The sequence below is a fragment of the Pseudomonas asgharzadehiana genome (genome assembly GCF_019139815.1).
In the GTDB taxonomy this organism is placed as follows: Bacteria; Pseudomonadota; Gammaproteobacteria; order Pseudomonadales; family Pseudomonadaceae; genus Aquipseudomonas; species Aquipseudomonas asgharzadehiana.
Genome location: NZ_CP077079.1, coordinates 2,913,543 through 2,934,226 on the forward strand (window position 1 = coordinate 2,913,543; position 20,684 = coordinate 2,934,226).

Annotated in this window: 18 protein-coding genes and 1 pseudogene; 11 read left to right on the forward strand and 8 right to left on the reverse strand. The window is 61.4% G+C overall.

Annotated elements, in window-relative coordinates; genetic code table 11:
* Positions 1–13: 13 nt before the first annotated feature.
* Together KSS96_RS13225 and KSS96_RS13230 are read right to left on the reverse strand one after the other, a co-directional pair.
* Positions 14–1,003 (reverse strand): ABC transporter permease, encoded by a 990-nt coding sequence (locus tag KSS96_RS13225; RefSeq protein WP_017528001.1) that lies wholly within the window; start codon positions 1,001–1,003, stop codon positions 14–16.
* Positions 1,000–2,487: a sugar ABC transporter ATP-binding protein gene (locus tag KSS96_RS13230; protein ID WP_017528000.1), complete on the reverse strand. Its 1,488-nt coding sequence runs from the start codon at positions 2,485–2,487 to the stop codon at positions 1,000–1,002. The genes KSS96_RS13225 and KSS96_RS13230 overlap by 4 nt, the downstream gene beginning before the upstream one ends.
* 283 nt (positions 2,488–2,770) lie before the next feature.
* Between KSS96_RS13230 and rpiB the strand changes: the two genes are divergently transcribed.
* The 3 genes from rpiB (at position 2,771) to KSS96_RS13245 (ending at position 6,155) form a co-directional block, all read left to right on the forward strand.
* A complete protein-coding gene (gene rpiB / locus KSS96_RS13235) occupies positions 2,771–3,232 on the forward strand; it encodes a ribose 5-phosphate isomerase B (RefSeq protein WP_017527999.1) in 462 nt (153 codons plus the stop codon).
* 63 nt (positions 3,233–3,295) lie between these two features.
* Entirely contained in the window at positions 3,296–4,276 is a 981-nt protein-coding gene (locus KSS96_RS13240; RefSeq protein WP_017527998.1) for a sugar-binding transcriptional regulator, read from the forward strand.
* Between the two features lie 313 nt (positions 4,277–4,589).
* Positions 4,590–6,155 (forward strand): TerC family protein, encoded by a 1,566-nt coding sequence (locus KSS96_RS13245; RefSeq protein ID WP_137220262.1) that lies wholly within the window; start codon positions 4,590–4,592, stop codon positions 6,153–6,155.
* 46 nt (positions 6,156–6,201) lie between these two features.
* On the opposite strand, the pseudogene KSS96_RS28185 reads toward KSS96_RS13245, so the two are convergent.
* A pseudogene (locus KSS96_RS28185) lies at positions 6,202–6,468 on the reverse strand (thioredoxin family protein); the annotation flags it as partial.
* 408 nt (positions 6,469–6,876) lie between these two features.
* Between KSS96_RS28185 and KSS96_RS13250 the strand changes: the two are divergent.
* The 8 genes from KSS96_RS13250 (at position 6,877) to KSS96_RS13285 (ending at position 13,398) form a co-directional block, all read left to right on the forward strand.
* Positions 6,877–7,725, forward strand: a complete 849-nt coding sequence (locus tag KSS96_RS13250) for a transporter substrate-binding protein (protein WP_217856406.1) — start codon at positions 6,877–6,879, stop codon at positions 7,723–7,725.
* A 52-nt stretch (positions 7,726–7,777) separates the two neighbouring features.
* Positions 7,778–8,440 (forward strand): amino acid ABC transporter permease, encoded by a 663-nt coding sequence (locus KSS96_RS13255; RefSeq protein WP_017527994.1) that lies wholly within the window; start codon positions 7,778–7,780, stop codon positions 8,438–8,440.
* Positions 8,441–8,451: 11 nt separating this feature from the next.
* The gene (locus KSS96_RS13260; protein ID WP_065878347.1) at positions 8,452–9,114 is read left to right on the forward strand and encodes an amino acid ABC transporter permease; all 663 of its coding nucleotides are present in this window, start codon (positions 8,452–8,454) and stop codon (positions 9,112–9,114) included.
* A complete protein-coding gene (locus KSS96_RS13265) occupies positions 9,111–9,893 on the forward strand; it encodes an amino acid ABC transporter ATP-binding protein (RefSeq protein ID WP_017527992.1) in 783 nt (260 codons plus the stop codon). The genes KSS96_RS13260 and KSS96_RS13265 overlap by 4 nt, the downstream gene beginning before the upstream one ends.
* A gap of 15 nt (positions 9,894–9,908) precedes the next feature.
* Positions 9,909–10,298 (forward strand): RidA family protein, encoded by a 390-nt coding sequence (locus tag KSS96_RS13270; RefSeq protein ID WP_017527991.1) that lies wholly within the window; start codon positions 9,909–9,911, stop codon positions 10,296–10,298.
* A gap of 166 nt (positions 10,299–10,464) precedes the next feature.
* Positions 10,465–11,229 carry an IclR family transcriptional regulator gene (locus KSS96_RS13275; RefSeq protein WP_017527990.1) on the forward strand — a complete coding sequence of 255 codons (765 nt, stop codon included), beginning with the start codon at positions 10,465–10,467 and terminating at the stop codon, positions 11,227–11,229.
* A 9-nt stretch (positions 11,230–11,238) separates the two neighbouring features.
* A complete protein-coding gene (locus KSS96_RS13280; protein ID WP_065878352.1) occupies positions 11,239–12,447 on the forward strand; it encodes an amino acid deaminase in 1,209 nt (402 codons plus the stop codon).
* Between the two features lie 45 nt (positions 12,448–12,492).
* Positions 12,493–13,398 (forward strand): sugar kinase, encoded by a 906-nt coding sequence (locus tag KSS96_RS13285; protein WP_217856408.1) that lies wholly within the window; start codon positions 12,493–12,495, stop codon positions 13,396–13,398.
* 39 nt (positions 13,399–13,437) lie between these two features.
* Here KSS96_RS13285 and KSS96_RS13290 read toward each other — a convergent pair whose 3' ends face one another.
* From KSS96_RS13290 to KSS96_RS13310, 5 genes are all read right to left on the reverse strand, one after another.
* Entirely contained in the window at positions 13,438–13,713 is a 276-nt protein-coding gene (locus tag KSS96_RS13290; protein ID WP_003174397.1) for a peptidylprolyl isomerase, read from the reverse strand.
* A 31-nt stretch (positions 13,714–13,744) separates the two neighbouring features.
* Entirely contained in the window at positions 13,745–16,294 is a 2,550-nt protein-coding gene (locus KSS96_RS13295; RefSeq protein ID WP_026067271.1) for a PAS domain-containing hybrid sensor histidine kinase/response regulator family protein, read from the reverse strand.
* Positions 16,295–16,434: 140 nt separating this feature from the next.
* Entirely contained in the window at positions 16,435–18,387 is a 1,953-nt protein-coding gene (locus tag KSS96_RS13300; RefSeq protein WP_017527986.1) for an acetoacetate--CoA ligase, read from the reverse strand.
* Positions 18,388–18,459: 72 nt separating this feature from the next.
* The gene (locus tag KSS96_RS13305; RefSeq protein ID WP_068934770.1) at positions 18,460–19,233 is read right to left on the reverse strand and encodes a 3-hydroxybutyrate dehydrogenase; all 774 of its coding nucleotides are present in this window, start codon (positions 19,231–19,233) and stop codon (positions 18,460–18,462) included.
* Positions 19,234–19,240: 7 nt separating this feature from the next.
* A complete protein-coding gene (locus tag KSS96_RS13310) occupies positions 19,241–20,632 on the reverse strand; it encodes a GntP family permease (protein ID WP_017527984.1) in 1,392 nt (463 codons plus the stop codon).
* Between the last annotated feature and the right edge of the window lie 52 nt (positions 20,633–20,684).

Consider the following 20,684-nt stretch of genomic DNA (forward strand, 5'->3'; position numbering starts at 1 on the left):
AGTGGGGCGTTCTCTAGCGTTTTTTCTTGCGCCATACGTCGATCAGTACTGCGAACACGATGATCAGGCCCTTGGCGACCTGCTGGTAATAGGAGGAAACGCCGAGCAGGTTCAGCCCGTTATTGATCACGCCGATCAACAGCGCGCCAAACAACGTGCCGACAATGCTGCCGGTACCGCCCGACAGGCTGGTGCCGCCGATTACCACCGCGGCAATCGCGTCCAGCTCATAAGACACCCCGGCCTGGGGCAGGGCGGATGTGGTGCGCGCCGACAGCACCACGCCGGCCAGCCCGGCGAGCAGGCCCGAGACCACGTACACCGAAAACATCACCTTGCGCACGCCGATACCCGAGGTGCGCGCGCTTTTTTCGTTGCCGCCCACCGCATACACATAGCGGCCGTAGGTGGTGTAGCGCAGCACCATCCAGAAAATCAGCGCGACCACCGCGAAGATCATGATCGGCACCCCAATCGGGCCAACCTTGCCGATACCCAGCGCCAGGTAGGCGTCGGGCAGGTCGGTGATCGGGCTGCCGTCGTTGAGAATAAAGGTCATGCCGCGCGCAATGCTGAGCATGCCGAGGGTGGCCACGAACGGCGGGATCGACAGGTTGGCGACCATGAAACCGTTGACCACCCCAAGCATCGCCCCGGCGAACATCCCGGCGCTGACGGCGGCCAGCAAGCCGTAGCCCTGGGTGGCAACCATGGCGCTGCACAATCCGGCAAAGGCCAGGATCGAGCCCACCGACAGGTCGATGCCCTTGGTCAGGATCACGTAGGTCATGCCCACGGCGAGAATGCCGTTGATGGAGGTCTGGCGCAGGATGTCCATCCAGTTGCGCCAGGTCATGAAGTATTCGCTGCAGAACGCCATCACCACGCACAGCAGGATAAACACCAGCGGCAGGCCGAAGCGGTCCAGGGACAGGCGCAGGCGACTGCGCGGCGCGGTGGTGACAGGCACGGTGGCGGGGGCGGAGAGTGTTTTGGCGTTCATGAGGCAAGACTCAACAAGGCTTCCTGGGAAAGGGCAGTGTCGGTGCTGATGGTCACCAGCCGGCCGCCCTTGAATACGGCGATGCGATCGCTCAGGTGCAGCAGTTCCGGGGCTTCCGACGACACCACGATGGCCGCACCGCCGGCACGTACGAACTGGTCCAGCAGGTGGTAGATCTCCTGCTTGGCGCCTTCATCGATGCCGCGGGTCGGCTCGTCGCACAGCAGGCACACCGGTTCGGTGGACAGGCATTTGGCAAGCACCACTTTCTGCTGGTTGCCGCCGCTCATGGAAGCCACCGGCAGTTCCAGGGAGCTGGTCTTGATCTGCAGGCGCTTGACCATGTCCTGGGCGAGTTGGTTTTCCTTGCGGGCATTGATCAGCGACCAACTCGACAGGCGCTTGTAGGCCGACAGCGCGATGTTCGACAGAATGCTGCCGGTCAGCACCAGGCCGCTGTCTTTGCGGTCTTCGGTGACCAGCGACATGCCGGCGTTGATAGTCGCCTTGGGCAGGCCCGCCGGCATCGGCTTGCCTTGCAGGGTGACGCTGCCGGAGTCCGCCACCGTCAGGCCATAGATACAGTTGAGGAACTCGCTGCGGCCCGAGCCCATCAGGCCATAGATGCCGAGAATCTCGCCCTGGCGCAGGTGCAGGCTGATGTCATGGAATTCGCCGGTGCGGCTCAGGTGGTCGACTTGCAGGCAGGTGTTGGCGGCGCATTCGCGGCCGACCTTGTGGTCGATGCGCGTCAGTTCCTGGCCGACGATGCCGCGCACCAGGTGGTCGCGGTCGATATCGGCCATGCGCCCGCTTTCCACGAATGTGCCATCGCGGAAGATGCTGTAGTCATCGGCGATCTGCGCCAGCTCGCTCAAGCGGTGCGATACATACACGATGCCTGCGCCTCGCGCGGTGAGGCGGCGGATCGCTTTGAACAGGGTCTCGGTCTCACGCTCGCCGATGGCCGACGTCGGCTCGTCCATGATCATCACCTGGCAGTCATGGCTGAACGCCTTGGCGATTTCCACCAGTTGGATCTGCGCCACGCTCAGGCGATGCATGGGGCTGGTGGCGTCGACGTCGAACTCCAGGCTTTCGAGCAGCTCGCGGGTGCGGCGGTTGAGCGTCTTGTTGTCGACGATGCAGCCGGCGCGACGCGGTTCGCGGCCCAGCCAGATATTTTCGGCGACGGTCATAGAGGGGATGGGTTCCAGCTCCTGGGTGATCATCGCGATCCCCGCCGCGAGAGCTTCACTGGGGCGGTTGAACTGCACCGGTGCGCCGTTGAGCAGGAGGGTCCCGGCATCACGCTGGGTGATCCCCATGAGGATGCTCAGGAAAGTCGATTTACCTGCACCGTTGCCGCCGCACAGGGCGTGGACGCTGCCGGCCCGCAGAGAGAGGCGCCCGTCACGCAGGGCAGGGATGCCGGCGTAAGCCTTGGCGACATGTTCAGCCTGGAGCAGTAATGGCGTGGCCATCGGCGTGTCCTCGTGCTGTGAATTCTTATTAGGTCGCACAGTCATGTTTCGCTGTGATCATATGTGTATCAAATGAAATTCTGATCAGTCAATCCCTTTCATGTAAAAGCTACAATTCTGATGAATTGGGTCAATAAGGCCCCTTTAGACGGATTTGACCGCCGAGTCAGTGAAAACATGCTTGACAGTGGCTGTAAGATGCCTGAGAAATGACTGAGCAAAATTTCATTGATTGATCATATGATCGGTCTTGGGCACGATCACGGCAGTGGAGCCAGACGCCATGAACACACCTTTTGCGGTGGCTATCGGATGCGATGAAGCGGGTTTTGAGCTCAAGGAGCTGTTGAAGCGCCACATCGAGGCACTGGGCTATCCGGTGACCGACTTCGGCACCCATTCCACGGCGCCGGTGTTGTACCCGGACATTGCGCTGGCGGTGGCCAATGCGATCAATAACGGGCAGCAGCGGCTCGGCGTACTGGTGTGCGGCACCGGTATCGGCATGGCTATTTCAGCCAACAAGGTGTTGGGCATTCGCGCGGCCCAGGCTCACGACACCTACTCGGCCGAGCGTGCGCGCAAGAGTAACGATGCGCAGATTCTGTCCATCGGCGCGCGGGTGATCGGCGCCGAGCTGGCCAAGAGCATCGTCAAATCGTTCCTGGAGTCTGAGTTCGAAGCGGCGCGTTCCGGGGCCAAGGTTGAGCGCATCAATGCGATCGAGCGTGATGGGCATCAGTAGTGGACGTAACAGGGCAAGAGTCGGGAGAATGCGCCTTTGACGCCGAAACGGAAGCCCGTCCCCATGAGTGACAGTACCCAGCGCATTGCCAGCGATATCGATCAGATGACCGAAGTGGCGATGCTCTATTACCTCGAGAACGTCACTCAGGAAGCCATCGCCAAGCGCTTCGACCTGTCGCGCGCGAAAGTCAGCCGCTTGCTCAAGCGCGCGCGCGATGAGGGGATTGTCGAGGTGCGTGTGTTGCAGCATCCGGCAATGAACAACGAGCTGGAGCGGGCGTTGGTGGAGCGCTTCAAGCTGGATCGCGCGCTGATCGCCGTCGATCACAGCGACCCCGACACCCAGCGCTCGGCCGTCGCCAGCCTGGTGGCGAATTACCTGAACAAGACCTTGAGTGACGGCATGATCGTCGCCGTGGGCATGGGCCGCAACGTCGGGGCCGTTGCCGATAATGTGTTCTTGCCGGTGACGCGCAACTGTACGTTTGTTTGCGCCATCGGCGGCTCGCTCAAGGCGGGCGAATACATGAACCCTGACCACATCTGCCGTCGCCTGGCCCTGCGTTTTGGCGGTGAAAGTGAAAGCCTGTACGCCCCGGCCCTGGTGGCCAACCCGGAACTGCGCGGCGTGTTGATCAACAACGATACGGTGCGCTCGACCCTGGACCGTGCGCGCCGGGCGGATATTGCGCTGATCGGCATCGGCGACATGAGCGAAAACAGCAACATGGTGCGCATGGGGTGGTTCTCGCCGCAGGAAATCGCCCAGGCGCGGTTGTCCGGCACCGTGGGCGACATGATGGGCTATGACTTTATCGACATTCATGGCCAGCCGGCGGTCAACGCCATCCAGGGGCGAGTGATCGGCTTGACGGTGCAAGAGTTGTTTCGGATTCCCGACGTGGTGGCGATTGCCAGTGAGAACACCAAGGCGGCGGCGACGCTGGGGGCTTTGCGCTCGGGGGTGATCAATACCCTCGCAACCACCGTCACGAATGCCCACACCATTTTGGCGTTGGACGACGCCACCCGAAAATCCTGATTCAACAGGGGATCACAGTGTGGGAAGGGGCAAGCCCTCGTACGTTGTGATCATCCGCTGCTTATAGAGACAGGTTTTGTAATAGTTTTGCGTTGTAGGACATTTGTATTTCGCCTGTACGATTCAAGTCCTTTTCCCATCGCAGGACTTGCATGAACACCCTCTCGGAGCCTCCCAGTCGTCTTTTCCCAAGACACCCGCTGTCGCTGTTCCAGCTGAAGCATCCCGTATTCCGTCTACTCATCCTGTCCCGGTCCACTGATCGCGCATTGCTGTGTCTGGCATTCTGAACATCGTTAAAGAGGCTTTATAAATGGAATGGTTAGCGGACCCAACGGCCTGGCTCGGCCTGTTGACGTTGATTGTGCTGGAACTGGTGCTGGGCATCGACAACCTGGTGTTTATCGCGATCCTGGCCGACAAGTTGCCGCCGGAACAGCGCGACCGTGCGCGGTTGATCGGTTTGTCCCTGGCGCTGTTGATGCGCCTGGGCCTGCTGGCGAGTATTTCCTGGCTGGTGACCCTTACCCAGCCGCTGTTCGAAGTGTTCGACAAGAGCTTCTCCGGCCGTGACCTGATCATGCTGTTTGGCGGTGTGTTCCTGCTGTTCAAGGCCACCATGGAGCTGCACGAACGCCTTGAAGGTCATGTGGCGCAGCGCGCGGGCAATGTGGCTTACGCGATGTTCTGGCCGATCGTGGCGCAGATCGTGGTGCTCGATGCGGTGTTCTCGCTGGATGCGGTGATTACCGCGGTGGGCATGGTCGATGAACTGGCGGTGATGATGATCGCGGTGATCATTTCCATTGGCCTGATGATCGTCGCCAGCAAACCGCTGACGCGCTTCGTCAATGCTCATCCCACGGTGATCATGCTGTGCCTGGGCTTTTTGATGATGATCGGTTTTGCCCTGACTGCCGAGGGCCTGGGCTTTCATATTCCCAAGGGTTATCTGTACGCGGCGATTGGTTTCTCGATCCTGATCGAGGTGTTCAACCAGATTGCTCGCGCTCGTCGCAAAAAGTCGGCGCAGGGTGTGTTGCCGGTGCGTGAGCGAACCGCCCATGCGGTGATGCGCTTGCTGGGCGGTCGCAGCCTGGCGGTGGAAGAAGTGGGCGAGGAGGTGGCCGACCTTCTGGGTGAGACGGATGCGGCGCAAGGCCCGCTGTTTGACCGTCGTGAGCGGGTGATGATCAGCGGTGTGCTGCAATTGGCTGAGCGGCCGATCCGCAGCCTGATGACGCCGCGGGCCAAGGTCGACTTCATCGACCTGACGGACGATGTCGATTCGATTCGTCTGAAGCTGATGCATTCGTCCTACTCGCGCTTGCCGCTGATCCGTAATGGCGCGGTGGATGAGCCCTTGGGTTTTGTGCACAAAAAAGAGTTGCTCAAGGCGTGCCTGGCCGGCAACGAGCTGAACCTGGAGCACCTGGCGCGCCGCGCGATCAACCTGCTGGAGAGCTTCTCGATCCTCAATGCTCTGGAGCAGATGCGCCAGGAGTCGACCCATATCGCCTTTGTGATCAATGAATTCGGGGATTTCATGGGCGTATTGAGCATGACCGACATCCTTGAGTCCATCGCCGGTGAGTTACCGGATGCCAGTGAGATCGAGGGGCCGGATATTGTCGAGGAAGGCGGTGGCTTCCGTGCCAACGGCGCCTTGAACCTCAATCAAGTGCGTCAGCGTACCGGCTTCAAGGCGGTCGCGACCCAGGATTATCAAACCCTGGCAGGGTTGGTAGTGAGTCTGCTAGATCGCCTGCCAAGGGTGGGCGACAGCCTGGAACATGAGGGCTGGCGCTTGACGGTTGCGGCGGTGGAGGAGCGACGGGTGACACAGGTGGCGTTAGTACCGTTGGCGCATAGTCACTGAATACTTCCTCCAGGATCGCTTCCTGTTCCTGCGGTTCACCGATGCCCTTGAGGTTTTCTACCTCAAGGGCATTTTTGTACACCACCAGGGTAGGGGTTCCGTCCACGCCGTCGATTCTCGGGGTTTGGCTGGTGTCCAGCAGCAGGCTTTTGACGCGGTCGGCGTACCGTTCGGCAACGCGGTGGAAGCGTGGGCCAAGCCCGAGACATGCCTGGCAGTACGGTGAGGTAAACAGCACGATGACCAGCGTGTGTTTCTTCAGGATCCGATGGTACTCATCAAGGTCCTTGATAACCGAAGTGATTACGCCCATGAGAACCTCCTTGTGCACCCGGCTTTAATGTTGTCGTGGGTACGCTAAGTCACAGGATTCCCAGCGTCTACTGTCAACCTTCACAGGTAGACGCGCTCGCGTTGTCATTTTGCGGGGCCAACCGCCAATTCAGCCCGAGGAAGTTTCCATGGGCGGTCATGCCCGGTAACGGGGCGGTGATGCACCTCCGTGGCGCTGTCACCCCTGTGTGGGGCCTTCGGTAGCAATTTGATTTCAGATGCTGGCGCAACGCCTCATCTCCTGGCTCCGTCCATCTAGCTGATTAGAAACGAGTTTATGACGACGATAGGTTGCCCTTCAGATGTGTGGCACACTTTCTGCTGTCTATTCCGTTGTTACATACTAAGTTCCGTTATAGCGGAATACACAACCCTTGGAGTGCTTGTCATGCATCACCGACCTTCCGTGTTCAAAGCGTGTGTTTTTCTCTTCGCCGCATCGGCTTCCCTCGCAGGCATCGTGCAGGCGGCGGACAGCAAGCTCGATAACGTGCTCAAGCGTGGGCACCTGATCGTGGGTACAGGCAGTACCAATGCGCCGTGGCACTTCCAGGGAGCGGATGGCAAGTTGCAAGGGTTCGATATCGACATCGGTCGCATCGTGGCCAAGGGGTTGTTCAATGACCCGTCCAAGGTCGAGTTTGTGGTGCAGTCGTCCGACGCACGTATTCCCAACCTGCTGACCGACAAGGTCGACATGAGTTGCCAGTTCATTACCGTCACCGCCAGCCGTGCGCAGCAAGTGGCGTTCACCCTGCCGTACTACCGCGAAGGGGTGGGCCTGCTGCTACCGGCCAACAGCAAGTACAAAGAGATTGAAGACCTGCAGGCCGCCGCCGACGGCGTTACCGTGGCCGTGCTGCAAAACGTGTATGCCGAAGAACTGGTGCACCAGGCGCTGCCCAAGGCCAAGGTCGACCAGTACGACAGCGTCGACCTGATGTACCAGGCCGTGAACTCCGGCCGCGCCGATGCAGCCGCCACCGACCAGTCCTCGGTCAAATACCTGATGGTGCAGAACCCCGGCCGTTACCGCAGCCCGGCCTACGCCTGGAGCCCGCAAACCTATGCGTGCGCAGTCAAGCGTGGCGACCAGGATTGGCTGAACTTCGTCAATACCGCCCTGCATGAAGCCATGACCGGTGTGGAATTCCCCACCTACAAGGCCTCGTTCAAGCAATGGTTTGGCGTTGATCTGCCCGAGCCGGCGATTGGTTTCCCTGTTGAATTCAAGTGATTCGGACTAACCGGGGCGCCCGTCAGGGCGCCCCAATCAGGTACTGCTGACCATGAACTACCAGTTGAACTTTGCCGCCGTGTGGCGCGATTTCGACACCTTGCTGGCGGGGCTCGGCCTGGGCCTGCAACTGGCTGTGCTGTCGATCGCCATCGGTTGCGTGATCGGCCTGCTGATGGCCTTCGCCATGCTGTCCCGGCACCGCGCCTTGCGCCTCTTCGCCTCGGTGTATGTGACGGTGATCCGCAATACGCCGATCCTGGTGCTGATCCTGTTGATCTACTTCGCCTTGCCCAGCCTGGGGGTCCGGCTGGACAAGATCCCCTCGTTCATCATCACCTTGTCGCTCTACGCCGGTGCCTACCTGACCGAAGTATTCCGCGCCGGGCTGTTGAATATTCCCAAGGGGCTGCGTGAAGCCGGGCTGGCGATTGGCCTCGGTGAGTGGCGTATCCGCGCTTATATCACCGTGCCGGTGATGCTGCGCAACGTGCTGCCCGCGCTGTCGAACAACTTTATCTCGCTGTTCAAGGACACCTCGCTGGCCGCTGCCATCGCGGTGCCCGAACTGACGTATTACGCCCGCAAGATCAACGTTGAAAGCTACCGGGTAATTGAAACCTGGCTGGTCACGACCGCGCTCTACGTGGCGGCCTGTTACCTCATTGCCATGCTGCTCCGTTACTTGGAACAGCGTCTGGCGATCCGTCGTTAAGGAGGGTTTGCATGTACGAGTCTCCCAGTTGGCTGCAGGAGTTGTGGATCGCCCGGGACACCCTCTGGGCGGGGTTTCAAACCAGCATTTATTGTTCGGCGCTGGCGATTATCTTCGGCACTCTGATCGGTATTTTTGCCGGGCTGGTGCTGACCTACGGCACATTCTGGATGCGTGCGCCGTTTCGTCTTTACGTGGATCTGATCCGTGGCACGCCGGTGTTTGTGCTGGTGCTGGCCTGTTTCTACATGCTGCCGGCCCTCGGTTGGCAGATCAGCGCATTCCAGGCCGGTGCGGTCGGTCTGACCTTATTCTGTGGCTCCCACGTCTCGGAAATCGTGCGCGGCGCGCTGCAAGCCATTCCCCGTGGGCAGTTGGAAGCGGGCAAGGCGATTGGCCTGACGTTTCGCCAATCCCTGGCCTACGTATTGTTGCCCCAGGCGCTGCGCCAGATCCTGCCGACCTGGGTCAATTCCTCCACGGAAATCGTCAAGGCCTCGACCCTGCTCTCGGTGATCGGCGTGGCCGAGTTGCTGCTGAGCACCCAACAGGTGATCGCGCGCACCTTCATGACCCTGGAGTTCTACCTGTTCGCCGGCTTCATGTTCTTTGTCATCAACTACGCCATCGAGTTATTCGGGCGCTACATAGAAAAACGGGTGGCCTTGCCATGAACCAACCTCAAACAACCGAGCCGCTGCTGAACATTTGCGGTTTGCGTAAACAATACGGCGCGGTCGAAGTGCTCAAGGGCGTCGACCTGTCGATGCAGCGCGGCAACGTGGTGACCTTGATCGGCTCCAGCGGCTCGGGCAAGACCACGTTGTTGCGTTGCGTCAACCTGCTGGAAGAATTCCAGGGCGGCCGGATCACCCTGGACGGCGAGTCCATCGGCTACAGCGATATCGGTGGCAAGCGCGTGCGTCACCCGGAGCGCGTGATTGCCCAACACCGTGCGATGACCGGCATGGCGTTCCAGCAGTTCAACCTGTTTCCGCATTTGACCGCGTTGCAAAACGTCACCCTGGGCCTGCTCAAGGTCAAAAAAATGGGCAAGGATGAGGCGGTGGCGTTGGCCGAAAAATGGCTGGACCGCGTCGGCTTGCTGGAACGTCGCAACCACTTCCCCGGCCAGTTGTCCGGCGGCCAGCAACAGCGGGTGGCGATTGCCCGCGCCATTGCCATGAACCCCAGCCTGATGCTGTTCGACGAAGTCACCTCGGCCCTCGACCCGGAATTGGTCGGGGAGGTACTCAGCGTCATCAAGGGGCTGGCGGAAGAGGGCATGACCATGTTGCTGGTTACCCACGAAATGCGTTTTGCCTATGAAGTTTCAGACAAGATCGTGTTCATGAACCAGGGGCGTATCGAGGAGCAGGGGTCGTCGAAAGACATATTCGAACGGCCGCAGTCGCCGCGCCTGGCTGAATTTTTGAAGAATATTCGTTTTTAATCAGGAGCATTTTTTATGAGCATCACTCGTTACGGTGCCGGTAGCACTGCCGGCGGCGGTCAGCCGCGCCCTTTCGCCCGCGCGGTGGAGGCGGACGGTTGGTTGTACGTCTCAGGTCAGGTGCCTGCGGTGGACGGTGAAATCATCACCGGCGGCATCATCGAACAAACCCGGCAGACTATGCGCAATGTGGTAGCGATCCTCGAAGAAGCCGGCTACGAACTCAAGGACGTGGTGCGCGTGGGCGTGTGGCTCGAAGACCCGCGGGACTTCTGGAGTTTCAACAAGGTGTTCGGCGAATACTTCAGCCCCGAGCACGCCCCGGCGCGGGCCTGTGTGCAGGCCAACATGATGGTCGATTGCAAGGTCGAGATCGATTGCGTGGCCTACAAGAAAAAGGGCTAAATTGCCCGACTCTTGAAAGCACGGCAAATCAAGTGTGGGAGGGGCAAGCCCCCGATGAGGGGGTGTCAATGAATGCATCTGACACTGACCCACCGCTATCGGGAGCAAGCCCCCTCCCACAGGGTTCACTGTGCAGCACAACCCTTTTACCGGACCGAAAACTGTCATGACCGAAGACACCATCAAACGCCGCGCCAAAGGCCTGGACCGTGCATTCGATATCCTCGATTTCCTCAAGGAGATCGGCCAGCCCCTGCGTCCGAATGATATTGCCAGTGGCATCGGCAGCCCCAAGTCCACCGTCTACGAACTGGTCGCTTCCTTGTTGGAGCGGCGCATCCTGGAAACCGTGGGCAAGGACGGCCACGTGTACCTGGGCCGCCAGCTGTACTTTCTCGGCCAGGCGCACTTGCGCCACTTCGACCTGACCCGCGAGGCCGACCACGCCTTGCAGGAAATCGTCAGCCAAACCCACGAAACCGCGCAGATGTGCCTGCTCAACGGGCGCAAATACACCGTGGCGCTGATGCGCGAAGGTGAGCGGCATTTCCGGATTTCCTCGGACATCGGCGAAAACGCACCGATTCCGTGGACCGCCTCCGGGCGCCTGTTGCTGGGGCACTTGAGCGACCAGCAGATTGTCGAGCTGATCGACCCCGACGATTTCATCCTGCCGGACGGCCAGCGCTTGGCGCTGGACACGTTCCTGGCGCAAATCCGTCAGGCCACCCTCGATGGGTTCTTCTCCTTCGACAGCGTGGCCGACACCTTTACCCATTGCTTTGCCGCCCCGGTGCGGGACGCGCAGGGCGTCAGCATCGCGACCCTGTGCATTGTCGCGCCACGCGCCGACGCGATTAAAAATTACAACGACTATCGCCGGGTGTTGATCGACAGCGCCAACAACCTGGCCCGTCGCATCAACGAATAGGAGTTTTCCATGTCCGCCATCAACGCCGTTGAAAAAGGCGCCGCTACCCTCGGTGCACACCTGGTCCGTGACGTCAGCTTGCCGGCCCTGGTCCTGCATCGCGAGGCGCTGGAGCACAACATCCGTTGGATGCAGGATTTTGTCAGCAACAGCGGCGCCCAGTTGGCGCCCCATGGCAAGACCAGCATGATGCCGGCGCTATTCCAGCGCCAACTTGAGGCAGGTGCCTGGGGTATCACGCTGGCCAACGCGGTACAGACCCGCGCCGCCTATGCCGGTGGTGTGCGTCGTGTATTGATGGCCAACCAACTGGTGGGCGCGCCGAACATGGCGTTGATTGCCGAGTTGCTGGCCGACGAGGCGTTTGACTTCCATTGCATGGTCGATCACCCGGACAACGTCGCCGATCTTGGGCGGTTCTTCGCCGCCCGTGGCCTGCGCCTGAACGTGATGATCGAATACGGTGTGGTCGGCGGCCGTTGCGGTTGCCGCAGTGAACAGCAAGTGCGCGACCTGGCCAAGGCGATCAAGGCCCAACCGGCCCTGGCCCTCACCGGCATTGAAGGCTATGAAGGGGTGATCCATGGCGAGCACGCCATCAGTGGCATTCGCGACTTCGCCGCGAGCCTGGTGCGTCTGGCGGTAGACCTGCAAAACAGCGGTTCTTTCGACTTGCCCAAGCCGATCATCACCGCGTCGGGGTCGGCCTGGTACGACCTGATCGCTGAGTCGTTTGAGCAGCAGAACGCTGCCGGCCGTTTCCTCAGCGTACTGCGCCCCGGCAGTTATGTGGCCCATGACCACGGCATCTACAAAGACGCGCAATGCTGCGTGCTCGACCGCCGCACTGATCTCAACGAAGGCCTGCGCCCAGCGCTGGAAGTCTGGGCGCATGTGCAATCGTTGCCTGAGCCTGGCTTTGCGGTGATCGCCATGGGCAAGCGCGATGTGGCTTACGACGCCGGCTTGCCGGTGCCACTCAAGCGTTACAAGGCCGGGATCGTGCCGGCCGAAGGCGATGATGTCAGCGCGTGCAAGGTCACGGCGGTGATGGATCAGCACGCGTTCATGGTGGTGGCGCCGGGGGTCGAGTTGCGGGTCGGCGACATTATGTCCTTCGGTACTTCCCACCCATGCCTGACGTTCGATAAGTGGCAGGTGGGGTGCCTGGTGGATTCAGAGTTGCGCGTGATCGAAAGCCTGCATACCTGCTTCTAGACCGAGTCGCGCAGCGGCCACCCGCCACACCAGAGATCACAAGGCATGAACACAAACCCGCGCATCGCCCTGATCGGCGAATGCATGATCGAACTGCAACACCGCGCCGACGGCAGCCTGCAGCAAAGCTTCGGTGGCGACACCCTGAATACGGCGGTGTACCTGCGCCGCGAGCTGGGCGCTATCGGCAGCGTCGACTACGTCACCGCCTTGGGCGATGACAGTTTCAGCGACGCCATGTGCCGGCAGTGGGCCGACGAGGGCCTGGGGCTGGAAAGGGTCCAGCGCCTGCCTGGGCGGCTGCCCGGTTTGTACTGCATCCAGACCGATGCCGGCGGCGAACGTAAATTCCTGTACTGGCGCAACGAGGCCGCCGTGCGCGAGTGCTTCACTACGCCTGCGGCTGAACCCATTCTGGCGGCGTTACCGGGTTACGACGTGGTGTATTTGAGCGGCATCACCCTGGCGGTAATCGGCGAAGTCGGGCGTGAGCGCTTGCTGCTGGCCTTGATTGAGGCCCGTCGGCGCGGTGCCAAGGTGGTGTTCGACAACAATTACCGGCCGCGCTTGTGGGCCAGTGTCGAGGCGGCGCGCGCGGCGTATCGCCCAGTGCTGGCCGAGGTGGATATCGCCTTGCTGACCGAGGACGACGAGCAGGCGCTGTTTGGTTTTGCCGACAGCGAGCAGGTGTTTGCGGCGTACCCGGAGATTGCCGAAGTGGTGCTCAAGCGCGGCGCGAATGAATGCCTGATCCGTTGCAATGCCGAGCACTTTGCTGTGCCGGCATTGAAGGTCGAGAGGGTAGTGGATACGACGGCGGCGGGGGATTCGTTCAGTGCGGCGTATGTGGCCAGTCGGCTCAAGGGCGGTTCGCCAGCGGAGGCGGCGTTGGCGGGGCATCGGCTGGCGAGTCGGGTGATTCAGGTGCCGGGGGCGTTGATACCGAGGTGAATGGCCGCTTGCTCCGATAGCGGCTCTAAAGCCAACCCCTCAGTCGCGGTAAAACACCTGCACCAGGTGATACCCGAACTTGCTCTTGATCGGCCCGTGCACCACTTTGACCGGTTTCTTGAAGATCACCGCATCAATGGCCCCCACCATCTGCCCAGGCCGCACTTCACCCAAATCCCCGCCGCGCTTGCCGGAGGGGCAGGTGGAGTACTTCTTGGCCAGCACATCAAAGGCTTCACCCTTGGCGATGCGCTGCTTGAGCTGTTCAGCTTCTTCGCTGGTTTTTACCAGGATGTGACGGGCTTGGGCTTTCATAAGGCTCTACCAGGTAGGCGACGGCGCGCGATTATGCCTGAACTGAATCATCGGCGTTGATCATGCTGCGGATTTTAGTGGCGAGCAGGTCAATCGAAAACGGCTTGGCCACCATGTCCATGCCGTCTTCCAGGAAGCCCTGGCGCTCGGCGGCTTTTTCGGCGTAGCCGGTCATGAACAATACCTTGAGGCCAGGTCGACGCTGGCGGGCGATTTCCGCCAGTTGTCGGCCATTCATCCCCGGCAGACCCACATCGGTCACCAGCAAGTCCACGCGCAGGTCCGACTCCAGCAGTGGCAATGCGGTGCGCGAGTCCGCTGCCTGATGAGCGGTGTAGCCGAGTTCGTCGAGCACATTCACCACCAGCATGCGCACCGCCGGGTCGTCCTCCACCACCACCACGGCTTCACCGGCCAATGCCACCGGCGCTTCGCCGAGGCTGGCGGGCAGGCTGCTCTCCAGCGCGGTGCCGTGCAGGCGCGGCAGGTACAGGCGCACGCAGGTGCCCTGGCCCGGTTCGCTCTGGATGGTCACGTGGCCGCCGGACTGCTGGGCAAAGCCGTAGATCATCGACAGCCCCAGGCCGGTGCCCTGGCCGATGGGTTTGGTGGTGAAGAACGGGTCGAACGCCTTGGCCAGGATCTTCGGCGCCATGCCACTGCCGTTGTCGCACACGCCGAGCATCACGTAGTCGCCGGCCTTGACCGGTTCGAGGGTGGTGATGTCGGTGCCGTCCAGGTAACTGTTGGCGGTTTCGATCAGCAGCTCACCGCCATCCGGCATGGCATCGCGGGCGTTGATGACCAGGTTGAGCAGGGCGTTTTCCAATTGGCTGGCATCGGTGTTGACCGGCCAGATGTCTTGGCCCAGTTGCACCTTGAGCGTGATGTGCGCGCCTTTGGTGCGCTGGAACAGGTCCTCCAGGGACGCTACCAATTGGTTTGGGTCCAGTGGCTGGCGATCCAGCGACTGGCGCCGCGAGAAGGCCAGCAGGCGGTGGGTGAGGGCGGCTGCGCGATGGGCCGAAGACACGGCGGCATCGGTAAAACGGCCGATTTCCTCACTGCGCCCGGCGGCGATATAGCGCTGCATCAGGTCGAGGCTGCCGATAATCCCGGTGAGCATGTTGTTGAAGTCGTGGGCAATACCGCCTGTGAGCTGGCCCACGGCTTCCATTTTTTGCGCATGGCGCAATGCGTCTTCGGCGCGCTCACGTTCGTACATTTCGTTTTGCAGGCGCTGGTTGGCTTCGGCCAGCGCCTGGGTGCGCTGGGCCACGCGTTCTTCGAGGTTCTCGTTGAGATGGCGCAGGGCTTCTTCGGTGAGTTTGCGTTCGGTCTCATCGATCACAAAAATGTAAAAGCCATTGACCGAGCCGTCATTGCTGAAGCGCGGCAGGTACTTCATCAGCGCATGGCGCGGCCGCCCGTCGCGATGAGGGGTGACCGTCAGGAAACTGCACGCCTTGCCCTTGAGCGCCGCGGCGATCTTGTCTGCGCGCCCGGCATACACCTCATCGCCCAGCACTTCACGGATGGTCTTGCCGTACAGCTCCTGAGGCGTCATGCCGTACCACTCGAGATAGGCACTATTGTTCAGACGAAAACGTTGTTCGTGGTCGACGTAACCGATCAGCACCGGCATGGCGTTGATGATCAGCTGCAATTCGGTCTGGCTCTGGCGCAGGGCCTGTTCGGTGTTCTTGCGTTCGGTGAGGTCCAGCGCGGCACCTAAAAAGCGCGCCGGGCGACCGTGGCGGTCCTGGTAGCAACGCCCGCGCGCAAACACCCAGCGCACTTGGCCGTCGGCTTGCAACAGGCGGTATTCCTCGGCGTATTCGGTGCCGTGGGTGATGCAGTGCTTGATGCTGCGCGCCACCGTGCCACGGTCTTCGGGGTGGACGCCGTGCAGGTAATCGCTGATCGGCAGCAGGCCGGCGTCGCTGGGGTGAACGCCATGCAGATACGCGAAGTGGGCATCGGCAATAAAGCGGTCTTCGCCGATATCCCAGTCCCAGGTGCCCACGGCGTCGGTGGCCGCCAGGGCAAGTTGCAGGCGTTGCTCGGTGTTGTGCTGGGCCTTGAGGCTGTCTTCGGAGCGTTGCTGCAGTTCAAGGGTTTTACTGCGACGTTCGTTGGTTTCGATGGCGGTGACCAGAATACCCGCCACATCGCCGCTTTCATCGCGAACCGGGCTGTAGGTCAGGTCGAGCCAGATCTCGGTGTCGCGGTGATCGCGTTGCAGCACAAACCGCTGCTCGCTGAAGGTGCGCACCTGGCCGGTGAGCACGGCCTCGTAGATCGGTGCCGTGAAGCTCTCCAGCTCCGGCCACGTCTGGTGCGCCGGCTGGCCCATGGCCTCGGGGTGCTTGTTGCCCGCCAGCAAGGCGAAACCATCGTTGTAGAGTTGGATGAGTTGGCTGCCCCACAGCAGGAGCATCGGCATCGGCGAGTGGACGACGATGTCCACGGCGGTGCGCAGGCTTTGCGGCCAGTCATTGGCCTCACCGAGCGGGCTTCGTGCCCAGTCCAGCCGTGCAATCAACGCAGCGGCTTCGCTAACGGTGGATGTTTCCTTCATAAAAAGCCCTGAGCGTAACGCTTTGAAAAATGACAACACCCATTATCCCGTGAGTCGGGAATGAGTGACTACCCCCAAAAAATAGCACGCATTTGGGGGTTGTCTTCAAAGGAGTGCCGGTGGGCTGAAACCTTTCATCTTCACGCCAGCTCGGGGCGGTTGCGAAACTCCTCCAGCGCCTGCGGGTTGGCCAGGGCGTCGGTGTTTTTCACCGGCTCGCCGTGTACCACGTTGCGCACCGCCAGTTCGACGATCTTGCCGCTGAGGGTGCGGGGGATATCCGTGACCGCGACGATCTTGGCCGGTACATGGCGAGGGGTGGTGTTGGCGCGGATCACCTGGCGGATCTGCTGCTCCAGCGCATCATCCAGCGCAACCCCGTCATCGAGGCGCACAAACAGCACCACGCGCACATCGTCCTGCCAGCGTTGGCCGATGGCCAGGCTTTCCAGCACCTGCGGGACTTTGTCCACCTGGCGATAGATCTCCGCCGTGCCGATGCGCACGCCGCCGGGGTTGAGCACCGCGTCGGAGCGTCCGTGGATCAACAGGCTGCCGTTCGGGCGTTGCTCGGCGTAGTCGCCCTGGGCCCAGACGCCGGGGAATTGGCTGAAATAGGACGCGCGCAGCTGCTTTTGATTCGGGTCGTTCCACAAACCGATGGGCATGGCCGGGAAATGCCGGGTACACACCAGTTCGCCTTTTTCACCGATCAAGGGGTGGCCCTGGTCGTCCCACACCTCGATCGCCATCGCCAGGCTCTTGCACTGCATCTCGCCGCGCCGTACCGGCAACACCGGGTTGCCGATCACAAAACAGGAGACGATATCGGTGCCGCCGGACATCGATGACAAACACAGCTCGGCCTTGATTTCGCGGTACACGTAGTCATAGCTCTGCGGCGACAGCGGCGAGCCGGTGGAAATCAGCGTCTTCAGGCTGCTCAAGTCATGGCTGCGGCGCGGTTGCAACCCGGCTTTTTCCAGGGTGGCGAGGAACTTGGGGCTGGTGCCGAACACGCTGATCCTTTCGGCATCGATCAGGTCGATCAAGCGCTCGGGGCCTGGGTGAAACGGCGAGCCGTCATACAGCACCGCCGTGGCGCCGATCGCCAGCACCGACACCAGCCAGTTCCACATCATCCAGCCGCAGGTGGTGTAGTAGAACAGGCAGTCCTCCCTCGACAAATCGGCATGCAGGCCGTGTTCCTTCAGGTGCGTGAGCAGCACGCCGCCGGTGCCGTGGATGATGCATTTGGGCACGCCGGTGGTGCCGCTGGAGTAGAGGATGTACAGCGGATGGTCGAACGGTACCGCGACGAATTCGGGCTCGCCGCCGGCTTGGTAAAAATCAGCCCACAGCGCCACGTTCGCCTGGGTGTGGTAGTCCTCGACCCGCGCCTGGGGCCGCGCATACGGCAGCACAATCAATTGCTCCAGGGACGGCAGCCGGTCGAGGATCTCATTGAGTTTGCGGCTTTGGTCGATGGTTTTACCGGCATAGCGGTAACCGGCACAGGTGATCAGCACCTTGGGCTCGATTTGACCGAAACGGTCGATGACACCCTGGGTGCCGAAGTCCGGCGAGGAACACGACCAGATCGCGCCCAAACCGGTGGTGGCGAGCATGCCGACCAGGGTTTGCCAAGTGTTGGGCATGCACGCCGCCACGCGGTCGCCCAGGGTGACACCGGCTGCGCGCAGGCTGCGCTGTAAACCGGCGACGTGCTGAGCCAGTTCGGCGTAGGTGAGTTGTTCGCGCTGGCCGTCTTCGCTGATCGCAACCACGGCCGCATGCTCATCGCGCCGACGCAGCAGGTGTTCGGCAAAGTTCAGGGTCGCGCCGGGAAACCACTGCGCGCTGGGCATCTCAAGGTCTTCGACCAGCACTGCGCTGGGCGGGCTGCGAAACTGTACGTCGAAGAACGCTACGATGGCGCGCCAGAAGTCGGGACGCTGGTCGATGCTCCACTGGTGCAGGGCGGGGTAGTCATTGAGCTGCACGTTGTGGCGGTTGTTGATGAAGCGCCGGAACTGGTCCATTCGGCTGTTGGCAATGCGTTCCGGGGAGGGTTGCCAGAGGATGTCGGACATAAGCGAAGTCTCTTTTCTTGTGCAGGTCTTCCAAGCACTGGAATTCTTATGTGGGAGGGGCGGTGTTTGGTCTTATTGGGCCAGCCAACCACCATCGATATTCCACGCGGCCCCACGCACCTGGGCGCCGGCCTCACTGCACAAAAACAACACCAACTCACCCAATTGCGGCGGCGTCACGAACTCCAGCGACGGCTGCTTTTCGGCCAGCAAATCATGCTGCGCCTGTTGCGGGGCCACGCCCGTGGCGATGCGGTCATCGATCTGCTTCTGCACCAGCGGCGTCAGCACCCAGCCCGGGCAAATAGCATTACAGGTCACATTGCTGGTGGCCGTCTCCAGGCCTACCACTTTGGTCAGGCCGATCACGCCATGCTTGGCCGCCACATAGGCGGCCTTGCCCACGGAGCCGACCTGGCCGTGCACCGAGGCAATATTGACGATACGCCCCCAGCCCTTGGCCTTCATGCCCGGCAGGCTCAAGCGTGTGCTGTGGAACACCGAAGAAAGGTTGATGGCAATGATCGAGTCCCAACGTTCGGCCGGGAAGTCTTCCACGGCGGCCACGTGCTGGATCCCCGCATTGTTGACCAGGATGTCCACGCCGCCGAATTCGCGCTCGGCGTAGGCGAGCATGTCGGCGATTTGCGCCGGGTCACTGACATCCGCCGGGTGATGCCCGACCTTGCCGCCAAACGCCTGCACTTGGGCGATCACCGCACTGGCATCGCCGAAGCCGTTGAGAATCAGGTTGGCGCCGGCCTTGGCCAGGCTGAGGGCGATCCCCAGGCCGATGCCGCTGGTGGAACCGGTGACCAGCGCGGTCTTGCCGTTCAATGTCGTCATACAAACCTCACACAATGCCGGTGGCATAGAAAGTAGCGATCACCACGAACACCGCAAGCGTCTTGATGATCGTGATGCCAAAAATATCCTTGTAGGCTTCGCGGTGGGTCAGCCCGGTGACCGCGAGCAAGGTGATCACCGCGCCGTTGTGGGGCAGGGTGTCCATGCCGCCGCTGGCCATGGCCGCGACCCGGTGCAGCACTTCAAGAGGAATATTGGCCGCGTGGGCCGCCGAAATAAAACTCTCGGACATGGCCGCCAAGGCGATGCTCATGCCGCCCGAGGCGGAACCGGTGATGCCCGCCAACAGGGTCACGGTAATCGCTTCGTTGACCAGCGGGTTGGGGATGCCCTTGAGCCAGTCCGCCAGCACCAGAAAGCCCGGCAGCGAGGCAATCACCGCGCCAAAGCCGTACTCCGAAGCGGTGTTCATCGCCGCCAGCAGCGCACCGCTGACCGCACTTTTACTGCCCTCGGCCAGCTTGCTCTTGATCGCCGAAAAGCCGAACACCAGCACCACGATAATCCCCACCAGCAACGCCGCCTGCACCGCCCAGATCGCGGTGAGCTTGGCGATATCTGTGGTCACCGGGGTGCTCATGCCCGGCAGGCTGAGGCTATGGGTCTTGCCGTACCACAGCGGGATCCAGCGGGTGAACAACAGGTTCATCACGCCGACCAGGATCAGTGGCGACAGCGCGACCCATGGGTTGGGCAGGCTCAGGTTTTCGGCGGTTTCCGGTTCGTTGCGCAGTTCGGTGCCATAGCCCTCGCCGGCGCGCTGCGCCTTGTTGCGTTGGCGTGCCAGGTAGAGCATGCCGGCGCAGAACACGAAAACCGTACCGATCAAGCCCAGCCAAGGCGCAGCCCAGGCGGTGGTGTTGAAGAAGGTGCTGGGGATGATGTTCTGGATCTGCGGCGTGCCGGGCAGGGCGTCCATGGTGAACGAAAACGCACCGAGGGCGATGGTCGCCGGGATCAGGCGCTTGGGGATATTGCTCTGGCGGAACATCTCCGCCGCGAACGGGTACACCGCAAACACCACCACAAACAGCGACACGCCGCCGTAGGTGAGCAGGGCGCAGACCAGCACGATCACCAGCATCGCCTGGCGCGTGCCGAGCAAGCGGATCGCGGCCGCGACAATCGAGCGCGAAAAGCCCGACAGCTCGATCAGCTTGCCGAACACCGCACCGAGCAGGAACACCGGGAAATACAGTTTGATGAACCCGACCATTTTCTCCATGAATACCCCCGTAAAGGCCGGGGCAACGGCGGACGGGTCGGTGAGCAGCACGGCGCCGAGGGCGGCGATGGGGGCGAACAGGATAACGCTATAGCCACGGTAGGCAGCCAGCATCAGCAGCGCCAGGGCTGCCAGGGCAATGATCACACTCATGGTGTGTCTCCAGATTGGATTGTTATTTTTGTGGGATGGTGCTTTGGGGAGG